Annotated in this window: 22 protein-coding genes and 1 riboswitch; of the genes, 10 read left to right on the top strand and 12 right to left on the bottom strand. The window is 70.4% G+C overall.

Going from position 1 to position 21,741, the window contains the following annotated elements; translation table 11 throughout:
- Nucleotides 1-27: 27 nt before the first annotated feature.
- On the bottom strand, nucleotides 28-2,340 hold the full coding sequence (locus RM1_RS11475; RefSeq protein WP_072751473.1) for a helicase-associated domain-containing protein: 2,313 nt from the start codon (nucleotides 2,338-2,340) through the stop codon (nucleotides 28-30).
- Between the two features lie 60 nt (nucleotides 2,341-2,400).
- On the opposite strand from RM1_RS11475, the gene RM1_RS26790 reads away from it, so the two are divergent.
- The gene (locus RM1_RS26790) at nucleotides 2,401-2,595 is read left to right on the top strand and encodes a hypothetical protein (protein WP_072751546.1); all 195 of its coding nucleotides are present in this window, start codon (nucleotides 2,401-2,403) and stop codon (nucleotides 2,593-2,595) included.
- Between the two features lie 68 nt (nucleotides 2,596-2,663).
- Here RM1_RS26790 and RM1_RS11465 read toward each other — a convergent pair whose 3' ends face one another.
- The 4 genes from RM1_RS11465 to RM1_RS11450 all read right to left on the bottom strand — a co-directional run bounded on the left by RM1_RS11465 (nucleotide 2,664) and on the right by RM1_RS11450 (nucleotide 5,583).
- The gene (locus tag RM1_RS11465; protein ID WP_072751472.1) at nucleotides 2,664-3,278 is read right to left on the bottom strand and encodes a transglycosylase family protein; all 615 of its coding nucleotides are present in this window, start codon (nucleotides 3,276-3,278) and stop codon (nucleotides 2,664-2,666) included.
- 5 nt (nucleotides 3,279-3,283) lie between these two features.
- Nucleotides 3,284-3,488: riboswitch (cyclic di-AMP (ydaO/yuaA leader) on the bottom strand.
- Between the two features lie 168 nt (nucleotides 3,489-3,656).
- Nucleotides 3,657-4,955 carry a glycosyltransferase 87 family protein gene (locus RM1_RS11460; protein WP_072751471.1) on the bottom strand — a complete coding sequence of 433 codons (1,299 nt, stop codon included), beginning with the start codon at nucleotides 4,953-4,955 and terminating at the stop codon, nucleotides 3,657-3,659.
- Nucleotides 4,952-5,359 carry a YccF domain-containing protein gene (locus RM1_RS11455; RefSeq protein WP_072751470.1) on the bottom strand — a complete coding sequence of 136 codons (408 nt, stop codon included), beginning with the start codon at nucleotides 5,357-5,359 and terminating at the stop codon, nucleotides 4,952-4,954. Before RM1_RS11455 ends, RM1_RS11460 begins: the two co-directional genes overlap by 4 nt.
- Nucleotides 5,356-5,583, bottom strand: coding sequence for a hypothetical protein (locus tag RM1_RS11450; RefSeq protein WP_027500972.1), 228 nt, complete (start codon nucleotides 5,581-5,583; stop codon nucleotides 5,356-5,358). Before RM1_RS11450 ends, RM1_RS11455 begins: the two co-directional genes overlap by 4 nt.
- 123 nt (nucleotides 5,584-5,706) lie before the next feature.
- On the opposite strand from RM1_RS11450, the gene RM1_RS11445 reads away from it, so the two are divergent.
- Nucleotides 5,707-6,120, top strand: a complete 414-nt coding sequence (locus RM1_RS11445) for a cold-shock protein (RefSeq protein ID WP_027500971.1) — start codon at nucleotides 5,707-5,709, stop codon at nucleotides 6,118-6,120.
- A gap of 67 nt (nucleotides 6,121-6,187) precedes the next feature.
- On the opposite strand, the gene RM1_RS11440 is transcribed toward RM1_RS11445, so the two are convergent.
- Genes RM1_RS11440 through RM1_RS11430 form a run of 3 tightly spaced genes read right to left on the bottom strand, consistent with a single transcriptional unit; the run spans nucleotide 6,188 to nucleotide 9,172 of the window.
- Nucleotides 6,188-6,670 (bottom strand): DUF2771 domain-containing protein, encoded by a 483-nt coding sequence (locus RM1_RS11440; RefSeq protein ID WP_072751469.1) that lies wholly within the window; start codon nucleotides 6,668-6,670, stop codon nucleotides 6,188-6,190.
- Nucleotides 6,667-8,313, bottom strand: a complete 1,647-nt coding sequence (locus tag RM1_RS11435) for an MFS transporter (RefSeq protein ID WP_072751468.1) — start codon at nucleotides 8,311-8,313, stop codon at nucleotides 6,667-6,669. The genes RM1_RS11440 and RM1_RS11435 overlap by 4 nt, the downstream gene beginning before the upstream one ends.
- Nucleotides 8,314-8,371: 58 nt before the next feature.
- On the bottom strand, nucleotides 8,372-9,172 hold the full coding sequence (locus tag RM1_RS11430) for a glutaminyl-peptide cyclotransferase (protein WP_072751467.1): 801 nt from the start codon (nucleotides 9,170-9,172) through the stop codon (nucleotides 8,372-8,374).
- 59 nt (nucleotides 9,173-9,231) lie between these two features.
- On the opposite strand from RM1_RS11430, the gene RM1_RS11425 reads away from it, so the two are divergent.
- The 4 genes from RM1_RS11425 to RM1_RS11410 are packed head-to-tail and all read left to right on the top strand — an operon-like array spanning nucleotide 9,232 to nucleotide 15,543.
- Nucleotides 9,232-10,161, top strand: coding sequence for a DUF3027 domain-containing protein (locus tag RM1_RS11425; RefSeq protein WP_174562944.1), 930 nt, complete (start codon nucleotides 9,232-9,234; stop codon nucleotides 10,159-10,161).
- Between the two features lie 29 nt (nucleotides 10,162-10,190).
- Nucleotides 10,191-13,016, top strand: a complete 2,826-nt coding sequence (locus tag RM1_RS11420; RefSeq protein WP_425528692.1) for a sacsin N-terminal ATP-binding-like domain-containing protein — start codon at nucleotides 10,191-10,193, stop codon at nucleotides 13,014-13,016.
- A complete protein-coding gene (locus tag RM1_RS11415; protein ID WP_072751464.1) occupies nucleotides 13,006-13,563 on the top strand; it encodes a phosphatase PAP2 family protein in 558 nt (185 codons plus the stop codon). Before RM1_RS11420 ends, RM1_RS11415 begins: the two co-directional genes overlap by 11 nt.
- Nucleotides 13,564-13,617: 54 nt before the next feature.
- Nucleotides 13,618-15,543: a YhgE/Pip family protein gene (locus RM1_RS11410; RefSeq protein ID WP_072751463.1), complete on the top strand. Its 1,926-nt coding sequence runs from the start codon at nucleotides 13,618-13,620 to the stop codon at nucleotides 15,541-15,543.
- 6 nt (nucleotides 15,544-15,549) lie between these two features.
- Here the strand turns inward: RM1_RS11410 and RM1_RS11405 are convergent, their stop codons facing one another.
- Nucleotides 15,550-15,798: a DUF2530 domain-containing protein gene (locus RM1_RS11405; RefSeq protein WP_072751462.1), complete on the bottom strand. Its 249-nt coding sequence runs from the start codon at nucleotides 15,796-15,798 to the stop codon at nucleotides 15,550-15,552.
- 79 nt (nucleotides 15,799-15,877) lie between these two features.
- Between RM1_RS11405 and RM1_RS11400 the strand changes: the two genes are divergently transcribed.
- Both RM1_RS11400 and RM1_RS11395 read left to right on the top strand, forming a co-directional pair.
- Nucleotides 15,878-17,332, top strand: a complete 1,455-nt coding sequence (locus RM1_RS11400; protein WP_072751461.1) for an NCS2 family permease — start codon at nucleotides 15,878-15,880, stop codon at nucleotides 17,330-17,332.
- 34 nt (nucleotides 17,333-17,366) lie between these two features.
- The gene (locus RM1_RS11395; protein ID WP_027500964.1) at nucleotides 17,367-17,798 is read left to right on the top strand and encodes an Rv0880 family HTH-type transcriptional regulator; all 432 of its coding nucleotides are present in this window, start codon (nucleotides 17,367-17,369) and stop codon (nucleotides 17,796-17,798) included.
- Between the two features lie 79 nt (nucleotides 17,799-17,877).
- On the opposite strand, the gene RM1_RS11390 is transcribed toward RM1_RS11395, so the two are convergent.
- Nucleotides 17,878-19,080 (bottom strand): GNAT family N-acetyltransferase, encoded by a 1,203-nt coding sequence (locus RM1_RS11390; protein WP_072751460.1) that lies wholly within the window; start codon nucleotides 19,078-19,080, stop codon nucleotides 17,878-17,880.
- Nucleotides 19,081-19,137: 57 nt separating this feature from the next.
- Here RM1_RS11390 and RM1_RS11385 point away from each other — a divergent pair, with 57 nt between their 5' ends.
- Together RM1_RS11385 and RM1_RS11380 are read left to right on the top strand one after the other, a co-directional pair.
- Nucleotides 19,138-19,944 (top strand): TrmH family RNA methyltransferase, encoded by an 807-nt coding sequence (locus RM1_RS11385; protein WP_072751459.1) that lies wholly within the window; start codon nucleotides 19,138-19,140, stop codon nucleotides 19,942-19,944.
- Nucleotides 19,941-20,216 (top strand): DUF2537 domain-containing protein, encoded by a 276-nt coding sequence (locus RM1_RS11380; protein ID WP_072751458.1) that lies wholly within the window; start codon nucleotides 19,941-19,943, stop codon nucleotides 20,214-20,216. The genes RM1_RS11385 and RM1_RS11380 overlap by 4 nt, the downstream gene beginning before the upstream one ends.
- A gap of 7 nt (nucleotides 20,217-20,223) precedes the next feature.
- On the opposite strand, the gene RM1_RS11375 is transcribed toward RM1_RS11380, so the two are convergent.
- Together RM1_RS11375 and RM1_RS11370 are read right to left on the bottom strand one after the other, a co-directional pair.
- A complete protein-coding gene (locus RM1_RS11375; RefSeq protein ID WP_072751457.1) occupies nucleotides 20,224-20,958 on the bottom strand; it encodes a DUF6928 family protein in 735 nt (244 codons plus the stop codon).
- 23 nt (nucleotides 20,959-20,981) lie between these two features.
- The gene (locus tag RM1_RS11370) at nucleotides 20,982-21,695 is read right to left on the bottom strand and encodes a lysophospholipid acyltransferase family protein (protein ID WP_072751456.1); all 714 of its coding nucleotides are present in this window, start codon (nucleotides 21,693-21,695) and stop codon (nucleotides 20,982-20,984) included.
- Between the last annotated feature and the right edge of the window lie 46 nt (nucleotides 21,696-21,741).

Genomic DNA, 21,741 nt, shown 5'->3' with positions numbered 1-21,741 from the left:
TGCTTTTTCTGCCCGCGCGGCCCCGAATCAGTCGAGGAGGTTCACCGAGGTGATCCGGTGCAGGGTGAACCGGCGGACCGCCCCGGTCTCCGGGTCCAGCGCATCGAGCTGACCGCCGCCGACACTGACCGGATCGACGACGCGCTCCGTCGCCACTCCCTGCGCGTCCACGTAGCCGATCGCCACGCTGCGCCGGACCTTCGCCGCCAGCTGCAGCAGTGCCATCGTCGCGGCGCCGCCCGCCCGGCTGCCGTCCGAACGCACACCCTGGCCGCGCGGGGCGGTTGCGGCCCGTTGGCCGGCACGCAGCTGGCTGACGAGTGACCCGAGCTGGTCGTCGGTGGGGACGGCCGGCATCCGGAATGCGGGACGCGTCCGTCGTCGCGGCACCCGGGCGCCGCGCGGTCGCAGGTCCACGATCGCGCCGGAGGAGTCCTCTCCCGCCGGTGCGAACCCGGCCGAGCGGAGCTGGTCGAGAACCTCGCTCAGCGGCGCCTGCGAGATCGCGACGGTCGGGGCAAGGGCACGCAGCGCGAGCTGTTCGGCCACCGCGGAGGCCAGTACCTCGGCGAGCAGCGCCGGGTCCTCGCAGCGGATGAACGAGGACGCCACCCCGGCCCGCAGCTGGCCGTGCCTGCGCGCGACGTCGTCGATGAGGTACGTCAGGGCCTGTGGCACGGGCGTCTTCGAGCGCTTCTCGAACAGCGAGTGCAGCTCCGAGGCGCTCTTCCCGGCGTCGAGCGCCCGTCGCACGCTGTCCTCCCGGATCCGGTACATGGTGGCCGCGCCAGCCGATTCGATGTCCGCGACCAGGGTGATCTGCTCCTGCAGCTCCGGGATGAGCGGGCCGGGGGCCATCACCGTCAGGTCCGCCTGCACCAGGACGTAGTCGATGGGGGCGGGCAGGCTCGCCGTCATCTCCGCGACCACGGCCTCCGCGGTGGCCCCGTGCAGCAGCCCGCGTCCCGGCGACGCGAGCGCGCCGCGGCCGATCAGGCCGACAGCGGCCGCCTCGGCGACGGTGTGCTCGACGGCGCCTGCACCGAACCGGCCGGACCAGCGCGGGCGCCGCCACGCGACCAGCGCGGCGAGCTCGGACGTGGTCGCGCCCTGCCCGGGCGCGAGCTCACCGAGCAGCTCGAGCACGAACTTGCGGTCGCGGGGTGCGCCGGAGGCGCGCACCTCCTCGGACAGCGCGGCGATCGCCTTGTCGTTGGGATCGCGCAGCCCGATCACCCATGGCCTGCGTGGCATCTCCAGCCAGCCGTGGGCGAGGGTGTACCACCGCTGGGCGGTGCCGGTGTTGAGCCAGGCATCCGCGGCGACGGTCGGTGCCCAGTAGTCGTCGCCGGTGTCGGTGGCGGGAACCGGGTCGGGGGCGCCGCTCGCGATCAGGCCGGCCGCGGCCAGCAGCTCCACGATCAGGCTCACCCGGTTCTCGTCGACGCCTGCCGCCTTCGCCAGGCGCCTGGTCTCGCGGACCCCGAGCCCGCCCGCCTTCAGGGTCGGCGCCGGCTGATCGCCGAGGGCCGCGATCAGGTCCTCGCAGTGCCGGATCAGTTCGAGCGCCTCACCCGCCGCCACCGCGTTCACGTCCGCGATCTTCTGCTTGTTGGTGCGGATCGGCGGCGGGGTGAGGGCCATCGGGTCGGTGATGGTCTCGCCGCGCAGCGCCTGGCCGACCTGGTGGGGCAGCTCGACGGTCTGCTCGTCCACCCAGGACAGCAGGCCAAGCGACAGCAGACGCTGCACGGGCCGGTCCGGCGGGGTGCCGGGCGCGGCGTCGCGGGTGCGGCCGATCGGTGAGCTGGTGGCCAGGGTTTCGAGCAGCCTGCGCTCGGCGTCGGTCACGGTCGCAAGGCCGGCGATGACCTGCGCGGCGGTCATCGGCTCCTGCGGCCGGTCGACCCGCCAGGTGACGGCGTCGTTCGCGGTCGCGACGACCCGCAGCACCTGCGCGCCCCAGACCAGTGCCCGGGCGCGCAGCGACTTCAGGGCCCGGTCGACGGCCTTGACCGGCGCCCGTCCGGCGAGCGCCTCCGCGAGGACCTCGCGCCTGACCCCGACCTCCGCGCCGCGTTCGAGCGAGAGCACCCCGATCACGGTGAGCTCGAGGACGTTCAGGTCGTCGGCCACCCGGAGCACCGATGCGCGTTGTTCGGCGCGCGCGGCAAGGACCGCCAGGTTCGCGGGTGGCGGCACCGCGAGATCCGGGCGCAGCCTGAGCAGCTCCGCCAACTCCGCATCGGTCCTCGCGGTCAGCCAGGCGAGCAGGCTGTCGGGCACGGCGGCGCCGTGAGGTGATTCGGCGGCGGGGGCAGCACCTTCGGTATCGGTCATCAACTATCAGATTAGAGACCTGGGGTGTACCACGGCGCGAGCTCCTGCCAAAATGGGACCGTGGCTAACAATTCGAGCAAGCGATACGTAGATCCAGGCTGGCCGGCGCCGGAACTCCAGGATGGCGATCATGCCGTCACGGAGCTCTCGTCGAGCCGCTCCGGTGGGCTGTCCCCGTTCGGGGAGGACACCGAGTTCCCCCTTCCCGTTTCTGAACTGCCCTACACCCACCCGCACACGGTCATCAATCGCTGACCTCGGATACCGAACGCGAAAGGCCCCGCACCTCGTAGGTGCGGGGCCTTTCACGTGAAGGGGGAGTCTCAGCGGGGCAGGAGACCCGAGTTGGCCTTCAGGAAGTCGATGACCTGGGGGTTCAGCTTGGCCTGCTCGTAGAGGGCCTCGATCTGCGGGTCGATCGAGATGCCCTTGGCCTGGACCGCGTCGAGTGCGCTGTCGAGGCTGTCGAGCACGTCGGCCGCGCCGTCGGTGGTCGGGAGGCTGGTCACGGCGGGCAGCTCGGGCGCGGGAGCCACCTCGGCGGCGGGGGCGGAGCGCGGGGTCGAGCCGCTGGTCAGTCCGAGGCTCGAGGAGCAGGACGGCCAGGCGCCCCAACCCTGCGAGGCGAGGACCTTCTCGGCGACCGCGATCTGCTGCTCACGGGTGGCCTGGTTGGCGGTCGCGGCGTACTGGCCACCACCGTGGGCGTTCCAGGTGCTGGGGGAGAACTGCAGTCCACCCTGGTAGCCGTTGCCGGTGTTGATTCCCCAGTTGCCGCCGGCTTCACACTGCGCGAGGCGGTCCCAGTCGGAATCGGGGGCTGCGTTGGCCGGGGCCGCGAAGGCCGCGCCGGCTGCGCCCAACACTGCGCCGGTCACGACGACCTTGGCTGCGTTGCGGCGGGTGTTCGTGGGCTTGCGATGGCGTCCAGTGCTCATGCGGGTTTTCCTCTCCTCACGCGCCTGCGAGGTCAGCTGTCGGGTTCGGGCTGAGAGGTCGCCCGGCCTCGCCGCTCCTGGGTGGTGCGGGTCTGGCTTCACCCCAAGAGGAATGCGCTTGCACGCTTTCCTCGGTGTCCACCGGGGACGTGGGTCCCCCGTCCTCGTCCCTGGGTAACTCGTGGGAATCCGGTTCCGCGGGACGAGGTTTGGCGCGGCGGATCGGATCTGGCCGAACTTCTCCGGCCGCAGATGACCGTACGTGGCCGAGGCCGTGTAGTCATCTGTTACCTAAATTTCGATTCTCTCGGCGTTTCGCCCGAACATCCGGACATATTCGCAGCTCAGATTGGGTCGCCTCGGCCCGAGACCGTCCTGTTACGTTACCGTGATGTGAGGTAGATCACAGTTTCGATCGGGGCTGACCTCGGGCTCCGCGCGGCGTCGTCGCGGGCTCGGGCGCAGCGCGACCAACGTGGCGACGGCGACGACGATGAACATCAGCGGGTACACCGCCGCGAATAACGGAGCAAGGGCGTCGGAGGTGGGGACCATGAACAGGCCGATCGCCTGCACGCCGTCCGGGAACTCATGGGTCCAGCAGAGCAGCGGCAGCGCGAGTGCCGCTGGCAGGAGCCAGGCGGTCGCGCGTCCGGCGCCGAGCGCGCGGTGCATCGCCAGGACGAGCAGCGGTACGAACCACACCCAGTGATGGCCCCAGGAGAACGGTGAGACCGCCGCGGAGGTCAACCCGCAGAGGGTGGTGGCCAGCAGTGCCTGTCCGCGCTGGTGGGCCAGCCAGGAGGCGCCGAGCCCGAGCGCGGTCAGCGCGGCCGCGCAGAGCGCCCACAGCAGCAGCGGCGGGTCCGCGACGTCCAGCCAGCGGGCCAGTACCCCGGCGGCGGACTGGTTGGCGGGCCACGCGGTCTCGCCGATTCGCGTCGAGTGCAGGATCACCGCGGTCCAGTAGGACCACGAGTCCGAGAAGATCACCACGAACCCGACGACGACGGTCGCGAGGAAACCGGCGATCGCGGTCGCCGCGGCGCGCCATTGCCGGGTGACGAGCAGTTCGACGATGAACAAGCCGGGAGTCAGCTTGATACCGGTCGCGATCCCGACGCCGATGCCGCGCAACCTGCTGCCCTCGGGGCGTCCGAGATCCCACACGATCAGCAGCATCAGCAGGAGGTTGATCTGGCCCAGCCAGATCGTGGTGCGGACCGGTTCGAGCCAGGTGAAGACGACCGTCATCAGCCCGGTCGCCACGTAGAGCCGCCGGTCCTGCCGATACCCGAGCTGTCGCCAGCACAGCAGGACGACGAGGTAGAGGATCGCGAAGTTCGCGAGATATCCGAGGATGGTGGTGAGCTCGGCTGACACGGCGTTGAGCGGGGCGAACAGGATTGCCGAGAACGGCGGATAGGTGAACCACATGCCGCCGTGCAGCGCGTGGTCGTAGAGCCCGACGGGGCGCAGCACGGTGGCGCCGCCGCTGCGGTAGACGAGCAGGTCCAGACCGTTCTGGAACAGGCCCCACAGCGGGTACCCCATCGGGACGACCCGGTCGTGCGCGACGATCACCGCGAGCGCGAGGGCGGCGAGTGAGCCGAGGAAAAGTGGGTGGGAGGGGAGCGCGCGCCCCGCAGCCGGGGTGGCGCGGGGCGGCGGCGTCATGCCGGGAAGCTCGTTGACGTCGTGGGCGTCGAACCGACGTCCACGATCTCCTTGCCGAGCGGCATCAGCGAGATCGGGATCATCTTCAGGTTCGCGATGGCGAGCGGGATCCCGATGATCGTGATCGCCATCGCGATCGCGCTCACCACGTGGCCGATGGCGAGCCAGATGCCCGCCACGATCAGCCAGATCACGTTGCCGATCAGCGAGCCAATTCCCGACGTCGGCTTGTCGACCACCGTCTTGCCGAACGGCCACAGCGCGTAGACGCCGATCCGGAACGACGCGATCCCGAACGGGATGGTGATGATGAGGATGCAGCAGATGATGCCCGCGACGAAGTAGCCGAGCGCGAGCCAGAGGCCACCGAAGACCAGCCAGATGATGTTGAGCAGGATTCTCATTGGTTTCCCTCTCTTCGAACGCGGCGCCCGGACCGCAGCGCGAAAATGATGCCGAGTACGAACCCGACCGGGCAGGCGAGGGCGATCAGGTACAGCGCCAGTCCGGGCTCGTGGCCGGTCGCGGCCACCACGAAGATCGCGACGATGGCGAGCACGCCGACAAAGAAGAACAGGAGCGCGGCACGGAAGAGACCGTTGCCGCGGGGAGAGGATTGGCTGACCACCTTCCAACCGTATCCCCCGCAAACCCCGGTGCTCGGGAGGGGCACGCGGGGGTAGACTGCGCTGCATCGCGTCCCGCAAAACGGTGGGGCGCGTTCATTTATGTAGATGAGCAGGTGAACGCAGTGCCTACCGGCAAGGTCAAGTGGTACGACGTCGAAAAGGGCTTCGGCTTCCTCTCCCAGGAAGAAGGGGAGGACGTCTACGTCCGTTCGTCTGCGCTGCCCGACGGTGTCGAGGGACTGAAGGCGGGCCAGCGCGTCGAGTTCGGGATGGCCGCGGGACGTCGTGGTCCGCAGGCGCTGAGCCTGAAGGTGCTCGATCCGGCGCCGTCGATCCGGCAGGGCGGTGGCGCCCGCAAGGACGACGCGGTGCGCAAGCACACGCCCGACGAGCTGCACGGCATGGTCGAGGACATGATCACCCTGCTCGAGGCCAAGGTGCAGCCCGACCTGCGCAAGGGCAAGTACCCGGACCGCAAGACCGCGCAGCGCATCTCCGAGGTCGTGCGCGCCGTCGCCCGCGAGCTCGACAGCTAGCCGCACCAGACAGCAACGCCGAGGGGCACCGTCGCGAGACGGTGCCCCTCGGCGTTGGCGTACCAGATCAGGCGGTCTTGATCGCCCACGTCGCGTGCACCAACGGCAGGCCCTGCTCGTTGACAACGGCCGACGGCTGCTGGATCTCGATGCCGTTGAGCTGCATGCCCTCCGGGGTCTCGACGGTGATCGCGAGGGACTCGCCCGGCGAGTGGTACCGCTCGTCGACGCCCACCCTGCCGTCGTCCAGCTGGTAGACCATCACCACTCGCCACAGCCCGTCGGAGATGTCGCCGGGCAGGGAGATCTGCAGCGGCTTGCCGCGGGGGACCTTGAGCTCGGCCACGGGGTTCTCTACGCAGTCCTCCAGGTAGAGGTTGCAGTACTGGGTCGGCTCCACCACGAGGGACTTGCCGCCCGCGAACGCGGTGACCGTCGGCGGCTCCTCGTCGGCGCCCCGCACCAGCGCGGTGACGACGGCTGCGAACCCTGCGAGCGCGATCAGCAGCCCCAGGGTCCCTATGAGGACGATCTTCTTTGTCTTGGTCACGACGTTCGGTTCCCTGCGTTCGCGGAGATCGGTCGGGTGATCTCCTGGTTGGCCACATTCGGGCGTTTGCCACCGAGGCCGGGGAGCAGCGTCGAACCCCGGTAGGTGAGGAAGGTCTGGACCAGGCCGAGCACGAGCAGCACCGACACCACGGAGAAACCGATCCAGTACTCGGTGGGCAGCAGCACGCCGAGCGCCCCGCCGACGACCCAGCTCAGCTGCAGCACCGTCTCCGAGCGACCGAAGCCGGACGCGATGGACTCCTCGGGCAGGTCGTGTTGCAGCGAGGCGTCCAGCGACACCTTGGCCAGCGCGCTCGCGCCCGACGCGACCAGGGTGGCGAGCGCCGCGGTGAGCAGGCTGTCGGTGAGGGCGGCGATGATCGCGATCGCGGTGACGGCGGCCGTGCAGCGCAGCACGATCACCGACGGCCTGCCGAGCTTGAGGCGCGCGCCGGTGGCGTTGCCCGCGAAGTTGCCGATCGCGGCCGCGGCGCCGACCAGCGCCAGCATGGCCGCCTGCGCCATCGGCTCGTGTTCGGTGCGGGACTTCGCGACGAACGCGATGTAGAGCGTGAGGAACCCGGTGAGCACCCGGATCGTGCTGTTACCCCAGAGACCCGTGATGACCGCGCGGCCGAGCGGCTGGCGCCGCTTGCCTGCTTTCACCGTCTCGCCTGCGTCCTTGCCGATCGGCTCGGTGCGCGCGTCGTCGCCGTGATAGGTCAGGGTCGCGGGCACCTCGCCCTCGGTGACCTCCACCCACGCCGGGATCCGCATGCTCAGGTACGCGCCGAGCGCGGCGACGGCGGCGGCGAACCACAACGGCCCCGAGGACGATCCAACGATGAGCGCGAGCACGCCCGCCACCGCACCCGCGCCGATGGTGCCGCCGATCAGGCCGAAGACGGTCAGTCGCGAGTTGACCCGGACCAGGTCGATCTCCGGCGGCAGTACGCGTGGGGTGACGGCGCTCTTGAGCACCGAGAAGGATTTGCTCAGCACCATCATCGCGAGCGCGGCCGGGTACAGGCCCCAGCTGTCGAAGTTGAAGACCAGCACGACAGCCAGCACGGTGCGCAGCGCGAACGAGGACGCCAGGGCGAGCCGGCGTCCATGCTGCAACCGGTCGAGCATCGGGCCGATCAGCGGGGCGATGACCGCGAACGGGGCGATGGTGATCAACAGGTACAGCGCGACCTTGGTCTTGTCCTCGCCGGTGGCGGCCGAGAAGAACAGCGTGTTCGCCAGCGCGACCGCGATGGTGGCATCGGTGGCGAAGTTGGCCATGACCGCATACGTCAGCGCTGTCAGTCCCGACTTCTCCGCACCGTCGGCCTTGGCCGCCCGGTGGAAGGTGGCGATCCCTCGGTTGGTCAGCTCGCGGCTGCGCATCGCCGCAACCCGGGTGACGGTGAGCTTGCGGGGGATCGGCGGCGGCTTCGGTGAGGAAGCCTGCCGGGCTTCACCCGAGGAACCCTGCCGGGTGTCACCGACGGGATGCAGCGGGGGCAGCGGCGCGCGGCGGGCCGAGGTCCGACGCGTGGGCGGATAGTTCTCGAATCCCGGATGGCTCCGGCCCGGTCCGAGGTCGTCGGATGCCCGACTCCCGTCGGGATCGTTGGGCACGCGTGGTCCGGTCACGGGTCAATTCTGTCCTAGATGGGCGACAAAGGACCACACGCCTCGCCCGTCGCGGGTGTCAGGGGACGAAGCGGACCTCGAACATGCGTGGGTAGTACTTGCCCGTGATCAGGAACCGGTCGGTGCCCGGCACTTCCGCGATCCCGTTGAGCACGTCCACCGAGCGGCTCTCCTCGTCGGTCAGCAGGCCCGACGCGTCGATCACCGCGGTGATCCGGCCGGAGTCCGGATCGATCCGCACGATCTGTTGGGTCTGCCACACGTTCGCGTAAACCGCTGTGTCACCGACGCATTCGAGTTCGTTCAGCTGATCCTGGGGTTGCCCGTCGAGGGTGACCGCCACGGTGCCGCGCGGTTCGAAGGTGACCGGGTCGCGGAAGGTGAGGGTGTCCGAGCCGTCGCTCATCACGAGGCGGTCCGACTGCGCGCACAGGCCCCAGCCCTCGCCCTCGTACGTCGTGCGGGAGCGCTCGGCGAGGGTGTGGCGGTCCCTGGCTATCGCCACGCCGTCGCGCCAGGTGATCTGCCAGACGGTGTCGCCGGTGACGGTGATGCCCTCGCCGAACATCTGCTCGGGCACCGGCACCCGGAGGCGCTCCACGCCGGTCTCCTGCGAGCCGGCCCGCAGCTCCGACCGTCCGGCCAGGCCGGTGCCCTCGAGGAGTTCGCCGTCGGCGATCTCGAGGCCCTGCGTGAAGGCCGTGCGGTCGTGTGGGCGCTCGCCCACGACCTCGACGCGAAGTCGCTCGACGCTGTCCGCGTCCGGTTCCGCGCCGGAATTCGTGGCTGCGTTCGCGCAGCCGGCAAGCATCAAGGCGGCCACAGCGGCCGCGATCTGGGGTAGCCGTCGCCCGGTCATCAGACCAGCATTGCAGCCCGTTGCGCCGATGATTTGTCGCGATACGGCAAAATGGGGGTGTGAGTGCCCAATCTGCCCCCGAGCTTGCCCCCGTGCGCCCCGTCCTGGCCGATGCCGTGGACCTGGCCCGTCAGGCGTTGATCGACCTCGGCGAGGGGGATGTCGGTGCACACCTTGGCGTCACCTCCGAGGGCGAGTGCGCCGCGACCCATCGGTTCGCCGCGCAGTTGCCCGGTTACCGCGGCTGGCAGTGGGCAGTGGTGCTCGCGGCCGACCCGGAATCCGACCACGCGACGGTCAGTGAGCTGGCTCTGCTGCCCGGTCCGGACGCGCTGACCGCGCCCGACTGGCTTCCGTGGGATGAGCGGATCCGCCCCGGCGATCTCTCTCCTGGCGACCTGCTGGCCCCGCTGCCGGGCGACCCGCGGCTGGTGCCCGGTTACGTGGCGACCGGCGACCCGGTGGTCGACGAGGTGGCGCTCGAGGTCGGGCTCGGCCGCAAGCAGGTCATGAGTCTCGAGGGCAGGCTGGACGCCGCGGAGCGTTGGCGCGAGGGCGACTACGGTCCCGACTCCGAGATGGCCAAGGCCGCGCCGTCCACCTGCGAGCTGTGCGGGTTCTACCTGCCGCTGGCCGGATCGCTGCGGGTGGCGTTCGGGGTGTGCGGTAACGAGATGGCCGCCGATGGCCACGTCGTGTACGCGCAGTACGGCTGCGGCGCGCACTCGGACACCACGTTGCCCACCGGCGCGGGCAGCCCGCAGTTCGACGCCTTCGACGACGGCGCGGTGGAAGTGGTCCCGTTGCCGGAACCGAAGGCGGAGGCCCCCGCTGACGAGGCTCCCGCGGACGAGGTTCCCGCAGTCGAGGTAGCCGCGGACGAGGTTCCTGCTGACGAGGCCCCCGCGGTCGAGGTAGCCGCCGACGAGGCTTCTGCCGACGAGGCACCGACCTCCGACGCCGCCGGGGAACCGGCATCGACGGACTGACGGTCGCCGACCCCTTCGGCGCCGATGCGCTGAGGGAATCGACGCTGCTCGCCTGGCGTTCCTCACCGACCAGGCTCCGCGAGGACGCCGCGACCGAGGGCGACCTCGCGGCCGCGGGGTACCGCGACCGATTGCTGACCGAGCTGGCCCAGAACGCCGCGGACGCCGCCGCCCGAGCCGGGATCCCCGGCGCGATGCGGATTTGGCTCGACGGCACCCGACTGCACGTCGCGAACACCGGCGCCCCCCTCGATCAGGCGGGGGTCCAGGCACTGTCGGCGCTGCGGGTCTCGGGTAAGGGCACCGACGGCGGTCCGGTTGTCGGCCGGTTCGGCGTGGGATTCACCGCCGTGCTGTCGGTGAGCGACGAGATCGAGTTGAGGTCGAGCACCGGTTCGATCGTCTTCTCCGCGGAGCGGACCCGCGACGAACTCCACGCCGCCGGATTGGACGAACCCGAGCGGGGTGTGCCGGTGCTGCGGTTGGTATGGGCCACCGACACGGCGCCGGCGCCCGGTTTCGACTCGGAGGTGGTGCTGGCGCTGCGGCCGGGCGTTGCCGGCGACGAGCTGCTGCGGCAACTGGCCGACGACGCCCCGGACCTGCTGCTGGAGCTGCCCGCGCTGACGTCTATCGAGCTCGCCGACCGGACCTTCACCCGATCCGAGAGGCCGCTCGCCGACGGGCTGACCGAGCTCCGTGTCGGGGTCGCTCCGCAGGCACCGCTCGCGCGGGAGGGCGAGCACACCTGGTGGCAGTACTCGACAGGGCCGTCCGCTCGCTGGGCGGTGCCGGTTATCGACGGACGGGTCCGTCCGGTCTCCGCCGACGTGCTGCGCGCGCCTACCCGGTCGGACGAGGAGCTGTCGCTGCCCGCGATCCTGATCGCCGACGCGGCGCTGCAACCCGACCGCAGGCGGCTGATGCCAGGTGCCGCCCTCGAGCATCTGGCCGACGGATATGCCGGTTTCGTTGCGGCGCTTCCTGAGTCGCAGCGACTGCGGCTGGTGCCGCTGCCCGGGTTCGCGCGTGGCGAGGTGGATGCGGCGCTGCGCGAGGCGGTACTGAGAGAGCTGACCGGCAACGCCTGGCTGCCGGGCGCCGACGGGCGGGACCTGGTGCCGGGATCCGCGGTGGTGCTGCCAGGGCTGACGGCGGAACTCGCCGAACTGCTGCTGGAGGTGATCCCCGGGCTGCTCGGTCCCGGGCTGTCCACCGAGCGCGAGGCACAGGCGCTGTCCGCGGTCGGGGTACACCGCATCGGGCTGGCACACCTGGCCGAGCTGCTCGCCGGGATCCATCGCGAACCGCTCTGGTGGGGAAGGCTTTACGCGGCGCTGGAGCCGCTGGTCGTGGATTCGGTCGCCGCGGAGGAGTTGGCCGCCATCCCGGTGCCGCTGACGGACGGTCGCACGGTGACGGGTCCGAGGACCGTGGTGCTCGGCCACGACCTCGGGGGCGTCGGGTCCGGTGTCGACGCACACGGGGTCCATTGGATCCGGCTGGTGCATCCTGATGCCGCACACCGACTGCTCGGCCGGCTCGGTGCGGGCAGCGCGTCCGCGCTAGACGTCCTCGCCGACCCCGCACTACGGTCTGCGATCGAGGACGTGGATCTCGACGATCCCACCGCCGCAAGCGAACTCGCGGATCCGGTGCTGTCGTTGGCCGCCGTCGCCGCCGCGGCGGGGGACCTGCCCGGCTGGCTCGGTCAGCTGCCCCTTCCGGATGCGGACGGAACGCTGCGCGCCGCGGACGAGTTACTGCTGCCGGGCGCGCCGCTCGCCCGTGTGCTCGCGGCGGACTCTCCGTTCGGGACCGTGTCATCGGCGTTGGTCGAGCGGTTCGGCGAGGCCGCGCTGCGCGGTGTCGGTGTCGGCTGGGGGTTCACGGTGCTTCGGGCGGATCTGCCGACCGGGCCCGAGCAGGACCTCGATGACGAGGACGCCTGGTGGTCGACCCTCGAGGAGGATCCGGAGGTGCTGCTCGCCGTCCGTGACCTCGATCTGGTGGATTCCGGCGCCTGGCCGGACGCGCTCGGCCTGCTGGCCGGGGAGCCCGCGACCGCGGCGCTGCTCTCGGACCGGCTCGGGTACACCGCCTGGTGGCTGCGCAGGCATGCGTGCCTTGGCGGGGTCCGGCTGGGGGCGATGCGCCGGGCCGACGATCGCACCTTCGAGGGGCTGCTCGACGTGCTCGAGCACCCGGACGCCGCGGCGCTGTCGGGGGTCGTGGCCGCCGACCGGGTCGACGGGGTGGAGATGGCCGAACTGCTGCTGGACCGGCTCGCCGACCCAGACCGGGACCCGGGCCCCGCTGTGGTGGCGCGTGCGCACCGGTTGTTGGCGGAGGCGACCGCGTCGGGGATCCTCGACCTGGATGAACTCTCGCCGCCCGCGGCGGTCAGGACGCTGTCCGGGCAGCTGGCCGACCCGGCCGAGGCCGTCGTGCTCGACCGGCCCTGGCTGGCGGCTGCCGTGCCTGCGGAGCTACTGGTGGTCGGTGACCTGCCGAGCGCGGCCGGGCTGGCCGAGTTGCTCGACCTGCCGCCCGCGTCGCAGGCGATCCGCGGAGAGGTGCTCGGCGCGGGCCGCCGTGTCAGCGCATGGGACCGCGAGCCGGCCGCGGTGCTCGCCCACGTCGCGCTCGGACTGCCGCTGCCCGAGGGCACCCTGGTGGTGCACGACCGCCTGACCGTTCGGCTGAGCGGGGCGGTGCGGGGCGACATCGACCTGCCGTGGTGGGTGGACGAGGACGGGCGCACGCACTGCACGGAGCGCGGGTTGTTGGCCGGAGCGGAGCCTGCCGAGCGACCGTGTCCCGGAGCGGAGCCCGCGGAGCGACATGCTGATTGACCAGTCCGTGCTCGATTCCGTTGTCGAGATCCGCACGCCTTGGCTCACCGACGTCGTCGTGGTGATCACGAATCTCGGTGGCACGGTGGCCTCCTTGGTGGTCACCTCGGTGATCGTGCTCGCGCTGCTGGCGCGGCGGCATCGGGCGGAGGCGCTGCTGGTCGGCGGTGCGATGTTCACCGGCCAGTTGGTGATGTCCCTGCTCAAGCTCGCGTTCGGCCGGGCGCGGCCGCCGGAGCCCGAACGGTTGGTGGTCGAGGTCACCCACTCGTTCCCGTCCGGGCACGCGATGATGTCGTCGATCCTGGTGTGCGTGGTGGGGGCTGTGATCGTGCGGCTCGCGGGGCCGCGTTGGCGTAACCCCGTGGTGTTCGCGGGGCTGGCTCTGTGGACGCTGGCGATCGGGCTCTCCCGGGTGTACCTGGGCGCGCACTGGCTCACCGACGTGATCGCGGGCTGGCTATTCGGCGCCGCGTGGGCGGGGCTGTGGATCTGGGCGATTGTTAAATCTTCGCGAAACCCTGCACTGGAGCGCCGGCTTCCCTAAGGTGACCGCTTTGGACGATCGTCCAGCTTTGCGGTCACGAGAAGAGGTCACACCATGGCGGCACCAGCCACCCCTGGCGTTCCCGACCAGCCCACGCGTCGGATACACCTCAACCGTGGGGTGCTCGCTGCGATCGTGATCGCCCCGCTGGCGCTCATCGGCTTCTACATGTGGGCGTTGTGGAACCCGGGCGACACCCTCGACCGGCTGCCCGTCGCGATCGTCAACAACGACGCGGGCGCGGATATGGACGGCACCAGGCTCGAGGCGGGCAAGGACGTGGCCGCCTCGCTGGTCGAGAGCGGTGACGTCGCCTGGCAGGAAGTCGACCTGGAGCGGGCCACCGCGGGCGTCGAGGACGGGGAGTACTACTTCTCGCTGGTGATCCCGCAGGACTTCAGCGCCGACATCGCCAGCGCCGGATCGGACAAGCCGCAGAAGGCGCGGCTCGAGGTCGTCTACAACGACCACAACAGCCTGGTCGCGACGCCGGTCGGCGAGGGCCTGATGGCGCAGGTGCGTTCCGCGGTCTCCGAGTCGATCGGCGAGCAGTCGGTGGACCAGGTGCTCGTCGGGCTCGGCGACGTCGGCAAGGGGCTGGAGGAGGCCGCGTCCGGCGCCCGCCAGCTCTCGGCCGGTACCGGGGAGGCGCTGTCGGGGACCACCCAGCTCGCCGACGGCAGCGTCGAGCTCTCCTCGGGTCTGAGCGAGGCGCACGCGGGCAGCGGGGAACTCGCTGCGGGCACCTCGGAGCTGGCCGCGGGCGCCGATGAGGCCGCGGCCGGGGCGACCGAACTGAAGAACGGTCTCGGGCAGCTGGTCTCGGGCACCGACGAACTGGGCGCGGGCGCCAAGCAGATCAGCGAGGTGATCGACACGGTGGTCGGTCCGCTCGTCGACACGATGGTCGCGGCCGGGCTCCCGACCGGCGACGAGGACGTGGCGGGCCAGCTCAAGCAGCTGCGAGAGGGCGCACGCGAGCTCGCGTTCCAGCTCTCCGATCCGTCGGCGGACTACCGGGGCGGCCTTCAGTCCGCGGCCGCGGGCGCGGGCGAGTTGTCGGGCGGGCTCGGCCAACTGGCCGACGGCGCGCACCAGCTCGATGCCGGCGCGGCGGAGCTGAACTCCGGGCTGGGGCAGCTCGACGCGGGCGGCGTGCAGTTGCGAGACGGCCTCGGTGAGCTCGAGGTGGGCGTCGGACAGCTCGACGACGGCAGCGCGGAGCTCGCCAAGGGCCTGGCCGACGGCGCGGCGCAGGTGCCGTCGTTCACGCCGGACGAGCGCAAGGCCACGGCCGCGATGCTCGCATCACCGGTGAACCTGAGCCCGCAGAATCTCAACGTGGCGGCCGGCTTCGGTCCCGGCGCCGTGCCTGTGGTCATGTCCGTGGCGTTGTTCCTGCTCGGGATCCTCATCTGGTTCGTGATCAGGCCGACCAGGCGCGACGGGCTCCGGCGCTACCGGGTGCCCGCCGCGATCATGGCAGGCGGCGCCGTGCTGGCCTCGATCGCCACGATCACACTGACGGGCGCGGAGCCGCCGAGCGTGGTGATGATGGTCGCGGTGATGGTGCTGATCGGCGCGGCGGCCCTCGCGCTCGCCCGGATGCTCACCGTCGTCTTCGGAGCCGTCAACGGCACCTTCATCGCCCTCGGTCTGCTGATGGTCCAGCTGTTCTCGTTCGGCGGCGTGTTCCCGATCGAGCAGATGCCGCAGCCGTTCCGGTGGCTGCAGGCGCTGATGCCGCTCACGTACGCGAGGAACGCCCTCCGGATGACGCTCAGCGGCTACTACGGTCCGAGGTTCTGGTTCGCGGTCGTTGTGCTGCTGGCGCTGGTGGCCGCGGCCGTGGCGGTGACGCTCTGGTGGCGGCGGCGAACGGAGGTTCCCGCCGTGGGTGAGGAGTATCACGACGAGTACGTCGAGCTGGAGGAGTACGAGGCGGGGGACGACCCGACGATGGAGCCGAGCCGGGTCTAGGCCCGGTCAGCTCAGGCCGCGCTGCGCGCCCCTGCTGCCGCGGCGCGCGGCGGCGCGCTGCACGAGGAACAGCGCGAATCCGAGTGCACCGACGGCCAATCCGGCCAGACAGATCGGCAGCGCCTCGTGCCAACGGTCGCCCGCGGCGAGCACCACCGCGGTCGTGACCAGCCAGGCGAGGGTGCCGATCGTCACCACGGGACGGGGATCGGTGAGCCTGCGCGGGATCAGCGGGTCGTCGCGGGTCTCGGTCACATAATTAAGCTACCCGTTCCGCTTTGCCCTAACCTCCCAGGTGCGACGCGCACCTTCGGCGATTGGGACATTGGACGCTATGGCTGGAACCTCGAGGCTCCTGGACAACTACTTCAAGATCACGGAACGTGGTTCCACGGTCAGCAACGAGGTCCGTGGCGGCCTGGTCACCTTCGTGGCGATGGCGTACATCGTCGTGCTCAACCCGTTGATCCTCGGCAGCTTCTCACCCGACGACGCGGCCGCGAAGACGGACGTGCTCGGCAACATCCTGCCGGTCACCCAGGTGGCGGCGGTGACGGCGCTCGTCGCGGGCGTGATGAGCATCGCGTTCGGCATCATCGCGAACTACCCGTTCGGCATCGCCGCCGGCCTCGGCATCAACGCGCTGCTCGCGGTGACGATCGCGCCGCAGGTCACCTGGCCGGAGGCGATGGGCCTGGTGGTGATCGACGGCATCATCATCGTGGTGCTGGCGATCTCGGGCTTCCGGACCGCGGTGTTCAACGCGGTGCCCGACGCGCTCAAGTCGGCCATCGTCGCGGGTATCGGCATGTTCATCGCGTTCATCGGATTCGTCGACGCCGGCTTCGTCCGGCGCATCCCCGACGTCGCGGGCACCAGCGTTCCTGTCGGATTGGGTATCAGCGGGTCCATCTCCACCTGGCCGACGGTCATCTTCGTCTTCGGTGTGCTGCTGATGGGAATCCTGGTGGCGCGCAAGGTCCGCGGTGGCCTGCTCATCGGCATCGTGGTGACGACGGTGCTGGCCGCGATCATCGAGGCGATCTGGCACGTCGGTCCCTCGAAGGGTGTGAACCCGAGCGGCTGGAACCTCAGCGTTCCCGCGATGCCGGACGTGCTCGCGCAGATGCCGGACCTGAGCCTGGTCGGCGACGTCAACCTGTTCGGCGCGTTCACCCGGATCGGCGTGCTGGCCGCCAGCCTGTTGGTCTTCACCCTGGTGCTCGCCAACTTCTTCGACGCGATGGGCACCATGACGGGTCTCGGCAAGGAGGCCGGACTCACCGACGAACACGGCAACCTGCCCGGGATCGGGAAGGCCTTCGTCGTCGAGGGTGCAGGCGCGATCGTCGGCGGCGGCGCGTCGGCGTCCTCGAACACCGTGTTCGTCGAATCCGCCTCGGGCATCGCGGAGGGCGCCCGCACCGGGCTGGCGAACGTGGTCACCGGACTGCTGTTCCTCGCCGCGATGTTCCTGACCCCGCTGTATTCCGTTGTGCCGATCGAGGCCGCGGCGCCGGCCCTCGTGATCGTCGGCGCGCTGATGATCGGCCAGGTCCGCGACATCGATTTCACCAAGTTCGACATCGCGCTGCCCGCCTTCCTGACCATCGTCGTGATGCCGTTCACCTACTCGATCGCGAACGGCATCGGCGTCGGCTTCATCGCGTGGGTCGTGATCGGTGCGTTCAGCGGCAAGATCAAGCAGATCCACCCGCTGCTGTGGGTGGTCGCGGGCCTGTTCGTGGCCTATTTCGCGGTCGGGCCCATCACGGATGCGATTACCTGAACCGCTTGTCAGGTAGTGCCGTATCCTCCGGAGGGTGACATTGGATACTCGCACTCTGGCCAGTGATCTCTCGTTGGCCGTCGTGCGTCTGACGCGGCATCTCCGCGGGCGGCGCACGGATTCTCAGGTGTCGTTGACGCAGCTGTCCGCGCTCGCCAGCCTCTCCGCGGACGGGCCGATGACGCCGGGTGCGCTTGCGGCGAAGGAGCGGGTGCAGCCGCCGTCGATGACCCGGGTCATCGCCTCGCTCGCGGACCTCGGCATGGTCGTGCGGACACCGCACCCCACCGACGGCCGTCAGATCATCGTGTCCCTCTCGGACTCCGGTCAGGCCCTGGTGACGGACGAGACCAGCGCACGGGAGAAGTGGATGAACGAGCGCTTGGCGGCGCTCGACGAGTCGCAGATCGCCGTGTTGCGCGAGTCGGTCGAGATCATCAGTTCGATGGTCAGCGAGTCGGAGTAGCGCCTTCGGTCGCTCCGCAGGCTCCGCTCCTGCCGTCGGTCGCTCCGCGGTCTCCGCTCCTGCTTTCGGTCGCTCAGACCTAGAAGTGCCAGCCGGCGAACGGTTCCCGGTCGGCGCGGAAGGCCAGGTCCAGTCGGTCGAGGACCGCCTCGTCGCTGGTCCACAGCCGCCCGGCCCGAGCGAACGAGCGCGCGCGGTGGCCGCCGAGGTACAGGCTGCCGAGTACGTCGAGATCGAGTCGGGCCTGCGGGGGAGCATCGGTTCGGGTGGCCGTGGCCCTGCCGTCGACCACGCGCAGCGAGAAGGTGCCGCCCGCGTCGAGGAACGGGTCGTTGACCTCGAGGGTCACGTCCAGGTCGACGGCGAAGGTGCGCGCGGTCAGTGCGGCCGGCACGTCCATGATCCGCACCCAGACGGCATCGTCCCGTGAGGTCACCCGCGGCAGCCGGGCGTCGGTGAGCAGCCAGGGCAGCGGGTCGTCCGCGGCCTGATCGACCCGGATCTCGCGCATCAGGTCCATGCCCGCCAGCACCCGCCACAGCGCCGCGTACGACTCGTCGGTCGCGGCGACGAGGTCGTCGACCACCGCGACCATCCCGTCCGGGGTGTGCTTGCGCCGGTAGGCCGCATAACCGTCCGCGTGCACCAGGTAGAACAGGGCGGAGGCGTCGTCGCGGCGGTGTTCGAGGTCGGCGAACATCCGGTCCCAGTAGACCTGCGGCCGGGCCAGGGCCCCCGGTGTACGCGCCTGCCAGCGGTCGTAGATTCCCGGCAGCGCCGGGCGGGCCGCGGCGGGCGGCACCAGGGCCACCCCACCAGGATCCGCTGCGGTGTCACGGATTCGGGCCGAACGCCGGTCGACGGACACCGTGAGCTCGCTGGTCGCGGGACCGTAGCCGAAGCGGCCGTAGATGGTGGCCTCGGTGGCGGTGAGGATCGACAGCGGTGCCCCCGCCGCGACGAACCGGCGGTGCTGCTCGGTGAACAGTGCGCGCAGGATGCCGCGCCTTCGGTGGGTCGGCGCGACCGAGACCCAGGAAACCCCCGGCAGATCCAGCTGGGTGCCGCCGGGGACGGTGATCCGCATCGCGAAGTGCATGACCACCGCGACGGGCCGGTCGTCGTCGGTGGCGAGGATGACGTCCTCCGTCCTGGCGAACCGCCGGGTGAAGGCCATGTCCTCGTCGGTGGGATGGAAACCGAACGCATGCGCATCGAGCAGCGCGACCGCGTCCCAGTCCGTCTCCGTTGCCGTCCTGATCGCGATCGTAGAGTCGGTCATCCTTCGAGGGTGGCACAGATTTGTGGGTGGCACCGTGGTGTACGGCAGGATGGCGGTGTGGTTCACGTAATCGACATCGACGACCCGGCCGACACCCGCCTGGACGATTTCCGCGACCTGAACTCGTCGGATCGGCGTCCTGACCTGCCGGAGGGCAAGGGCCTGGTGATCGCCGAGGGCGTGCTGGTCGCGCAGCGGTTGCTCGCATCCCGGTTCGAGCCGATCAGCCTGCTCGGCGTGGATCGGCGGCTGACCGAGCTGGCGGACGATCTCGAGGGCGTCGACGTGCCGTTCTACCGGACCTCCGCCGACGTGATGGCCGAGGTGGTCGGGTTCCATCTCAATCGTGGCGTGCTGGCCGCCGCGCACCGCCCACCCCCGCTGGAGCTGGAGGAGGTGCTGCGAGGCGCGCGAACCGTCGCAGTGCTCGAGGGCGTCAACGACCACGAGAACATCGGCTCGATGTTCCGCAACGCCGCGGGCCTCGGCGTCGACGCCGTCCTGTTCGGGGGCAGCACCGCGGACCCGCTCTACCGGCGGGCCGTGCGCGTGTCGATGGGGCATGTGCTGCGGGTGCCGTTCGCGCGGGTGCCGGAGTGGCCGCGCGGGTTGCATGTGCTCAGGGACAACGGATTCCAGCTCATCTCGCTGACCCCGAATCCGTCGGCGGTGACGCTGGCCGAGGCGATGACGGGGGACAAGGTCGCGCTGCTGCTCGGGGCCGAGGGGCCGGGGCTGTCGGAGTACGCGATGCGTAACACCGATGTGCGCGCGCGGATCCCGATGGCGCCGGGAACCGACTCACTGAACGTGGCGACCGCGGCCGCGATGGCGTTCTACGAACGGGTCAGGACGGCCGGATGAGTGGTCCGGTCGGCGCCCACACACCGTGGGCCACCGGCCTGTTGGTGGCGGGCTTCGCGGCCGCGCTCACCGGCGTCGGGGTGGCCGCCTGTGGGGCGGCGATGGCCGCGGTGCACCCGCTGCTGGCGCTGGTGGTCAACGTGGTGGTCGCGGTCGGTGTCGCGCCGACGCTGTGGCAGTGGCGGACGGTGCCGGTGTGGCGCTGGGCGGTGCTCGGTGCCGTGGTCGGTGTCGTCGCCGGGTGGATCGCGTTGCTGGCCGGGGCCGGCTGACGCCGGGTCAGTCGAAGCCGAACCCGAACCACTGGCGGATCCTGCGGAAGAATCCGACCCGGGGCGCACCGTCGGGCTTCGCGGACAGGACCGCGGGGGGCGGCTCACCCTCCTTGTAGACCGCGAATCCGCAGACGCCGACGGTGGCGGGGTCGATCTCGCCGTCACGGACGGGACCGGTGTAGCGGAACCCGAGCCACTCGGCGTTGGCCGCCTCGGCGAACTCGCCGGGATGGAACGGCAGCGACTGCGGGTCGGGCAGCACCTCCGCCGGGTAGGCCAGCGGATGTTCACCGGCCCAGAACCCTCGCTCCCACACCAGCGGCAATCCGAAGTCCTCGTAGATGTGTACCGGGGTCGCGCTGAACGAGCGGCGTAGCGCCCCGCGTTCCCAATACGCGAAAGACGCCCAGGCGGTGTCCGGTTCGGTACACATCAGATACGTGCGCTCGGAAGCCAGTGGGCGAGTCCAGGATTCATCGAGTTTCGACGGCTCGTGCACCGTGAGGTTCGATCCGCACACGACGGTGAGCCCGGGATAGCTGCCCACGTAGACCACGCCGTGCGGCACCCCGGCCGAGGTGGCAAGGGGGCCGGGTTCGAGTGGGGTGATGATCATTTCGGGATAGAGCTTGCCGACCAGTGCATGCGCCGCATCGGCATCGGGCTCGGGGTGATCGCGGAGGACGGCCATGGGATCGGGGGCGTCGACGTACCAGATCGTTGATGCTTTGGCCCCCACAGCCTGCACCTCCCTCTCGTCGCTTACCTTGAAGGGTACGACCTGGGCACGTGTTCGTGTGGGAGCGAAACCCCCACCCGTCGCGCGGCATACGCGTCCACATATTCCTGTTCGGAGTTGGCGAGCAGGGTCCGCATCAGTTCGTCGGTCGCCTCGCGCACCGTCCGTTCGCTCGGAACGGCCGCGTGGTGGTGCGTCAGATCCAGTGGCGGGCACACGGTGATGTGGACTTTGCCGAACCGCCACATCCGGGAACCGATCGGATTGACCGCGGGCGTACCGCGCATCACCACGGGCACGACAGGGGCGCCGGTGGGCAGCGCGACCCGCATGACACCCGTCTTGCCGCGGTGCAGCCGTCCGTCGGGTGAACGGCTGCCCTCGGGGTAGATGCCCCAGATGCCGCCCGCCTCGAGGATCCCGGTCGCGGTCGCCAGCGCGCCCCTGGCCGCGTCCGCGCCGCTGCGGTCGATGGGGACCTGTCCGGTGCAGGAGAAGAACCAGCGCGTGAGCCTGCCCTTGAGTCCGGTGCCGGTGAAGTACTCGCTCTTCGCCACGAAGGTGATGCGTCGACGCACCATGAGGACCAGGAAGAACGAGTCGGCGACGGTCAGGTGGTTGCTCGCAAGGATCACCGGACCGGTGGGCGGAATGTGCTCGGCGCCCTCGATCGTCGGTCTGCCGAACAGGCGCAGGACGGGTCCGATCAGGACGTACTTGAACAGCCAGTACCACACAGTGGGCGCTCCCGGGGTGATCGATCGACAGGGCGTAGACATTGTC

Source organism: Rhodococcus maanshanensis NBRC 100610 (assembly GCF_001894865.1).
Classification (GTDB): domain Bacteria; phylum Actinomycetota; class Actinomycetes; order Mycobacteriales; family Mycobacteriaceae; genus Rhodococcus_G; species Rhodococcus_G maanshanensis.
The sequence above is the reverse complement of the archived record's forward strand: the minus strand, read 5'-3'. Positions and strand labels throughout refer to the sequence as shown.

Excerpts from the sequence above, each read along its gene's own strand:
- RM1_RS11475 (WP_072751473.1), bottom strand. The coding sequence starts at position 2,340 with ATGACCGATACCGAAGGTGCTGCCCCCGCCGCCGAATCACCTCACGGC.
- RM1_RS11465 (WP_072751472.1), bottom strand. The coding sequence starts at position 3,278 with ATGAGCACTGGACGCCATCGCAAGCCCACGAACACCCGCCGCAACGCA.
- RM1_RS11460 (WP_072751471.1), bottom strand. The coding sequence starts at position 4,955 with ATGACGCCGCCGCCCCGCGCCACCCCGGCTGCGGGGCGCGCGCTCCCC.
- RM1_RS11455 (WP_072751470.1), bottom strand. The coding sequence starts at position 5,359 with ATGAGAATCCTGCTCAACATCATCTGGCTGGTCTTCGGTGGCCTCTGG.
- RM1_RS11430 (WP_072751467.1), bottom strand. The coding sequence starts at position 9,172 with ATGACCGGGCGACGGCTACCCCAGATCGCGGCCGCTGTGGCCGCCTTG.
- RM1_RS11415 (WP_072751464.1), top strand. The coding sequence starts at position 13,006 with ATGCTGATTGACCAGTCCGTGCTCGATTCCGTTGTCGAGATCCGCACG.
- RM1_RS11410 (WP_072751463.1), top strand. The coding sequence starts at position 13,618 with ATGGCGGCACCAGCCACCCCTGGCGTTCCCGACCAGCCCACGCGTCGG.
- RM1_RS11400 (WP_072751461.1), top strand. The coding sequence starts at position 15,878 with ATGGCTGGAACCTCGAGGCTCCTGGACAACTACTTCAAGATCACGGAA.
- RM1_RS11390 (WP_072751460.1), bottom strand. The coding sequence starts at position 19,080 with ATGACCGACTCTACGATCGCGATCAGGACGGCAACGGAGACGGACTGG.
- RM1_RS11380 (WP_072751458.1), top strand. The coding sequence starts at position 19,941 with ATGAGTGGTCCGGTCGGCGCCCACACACCGTGGGCCACCGGCCTGTTG.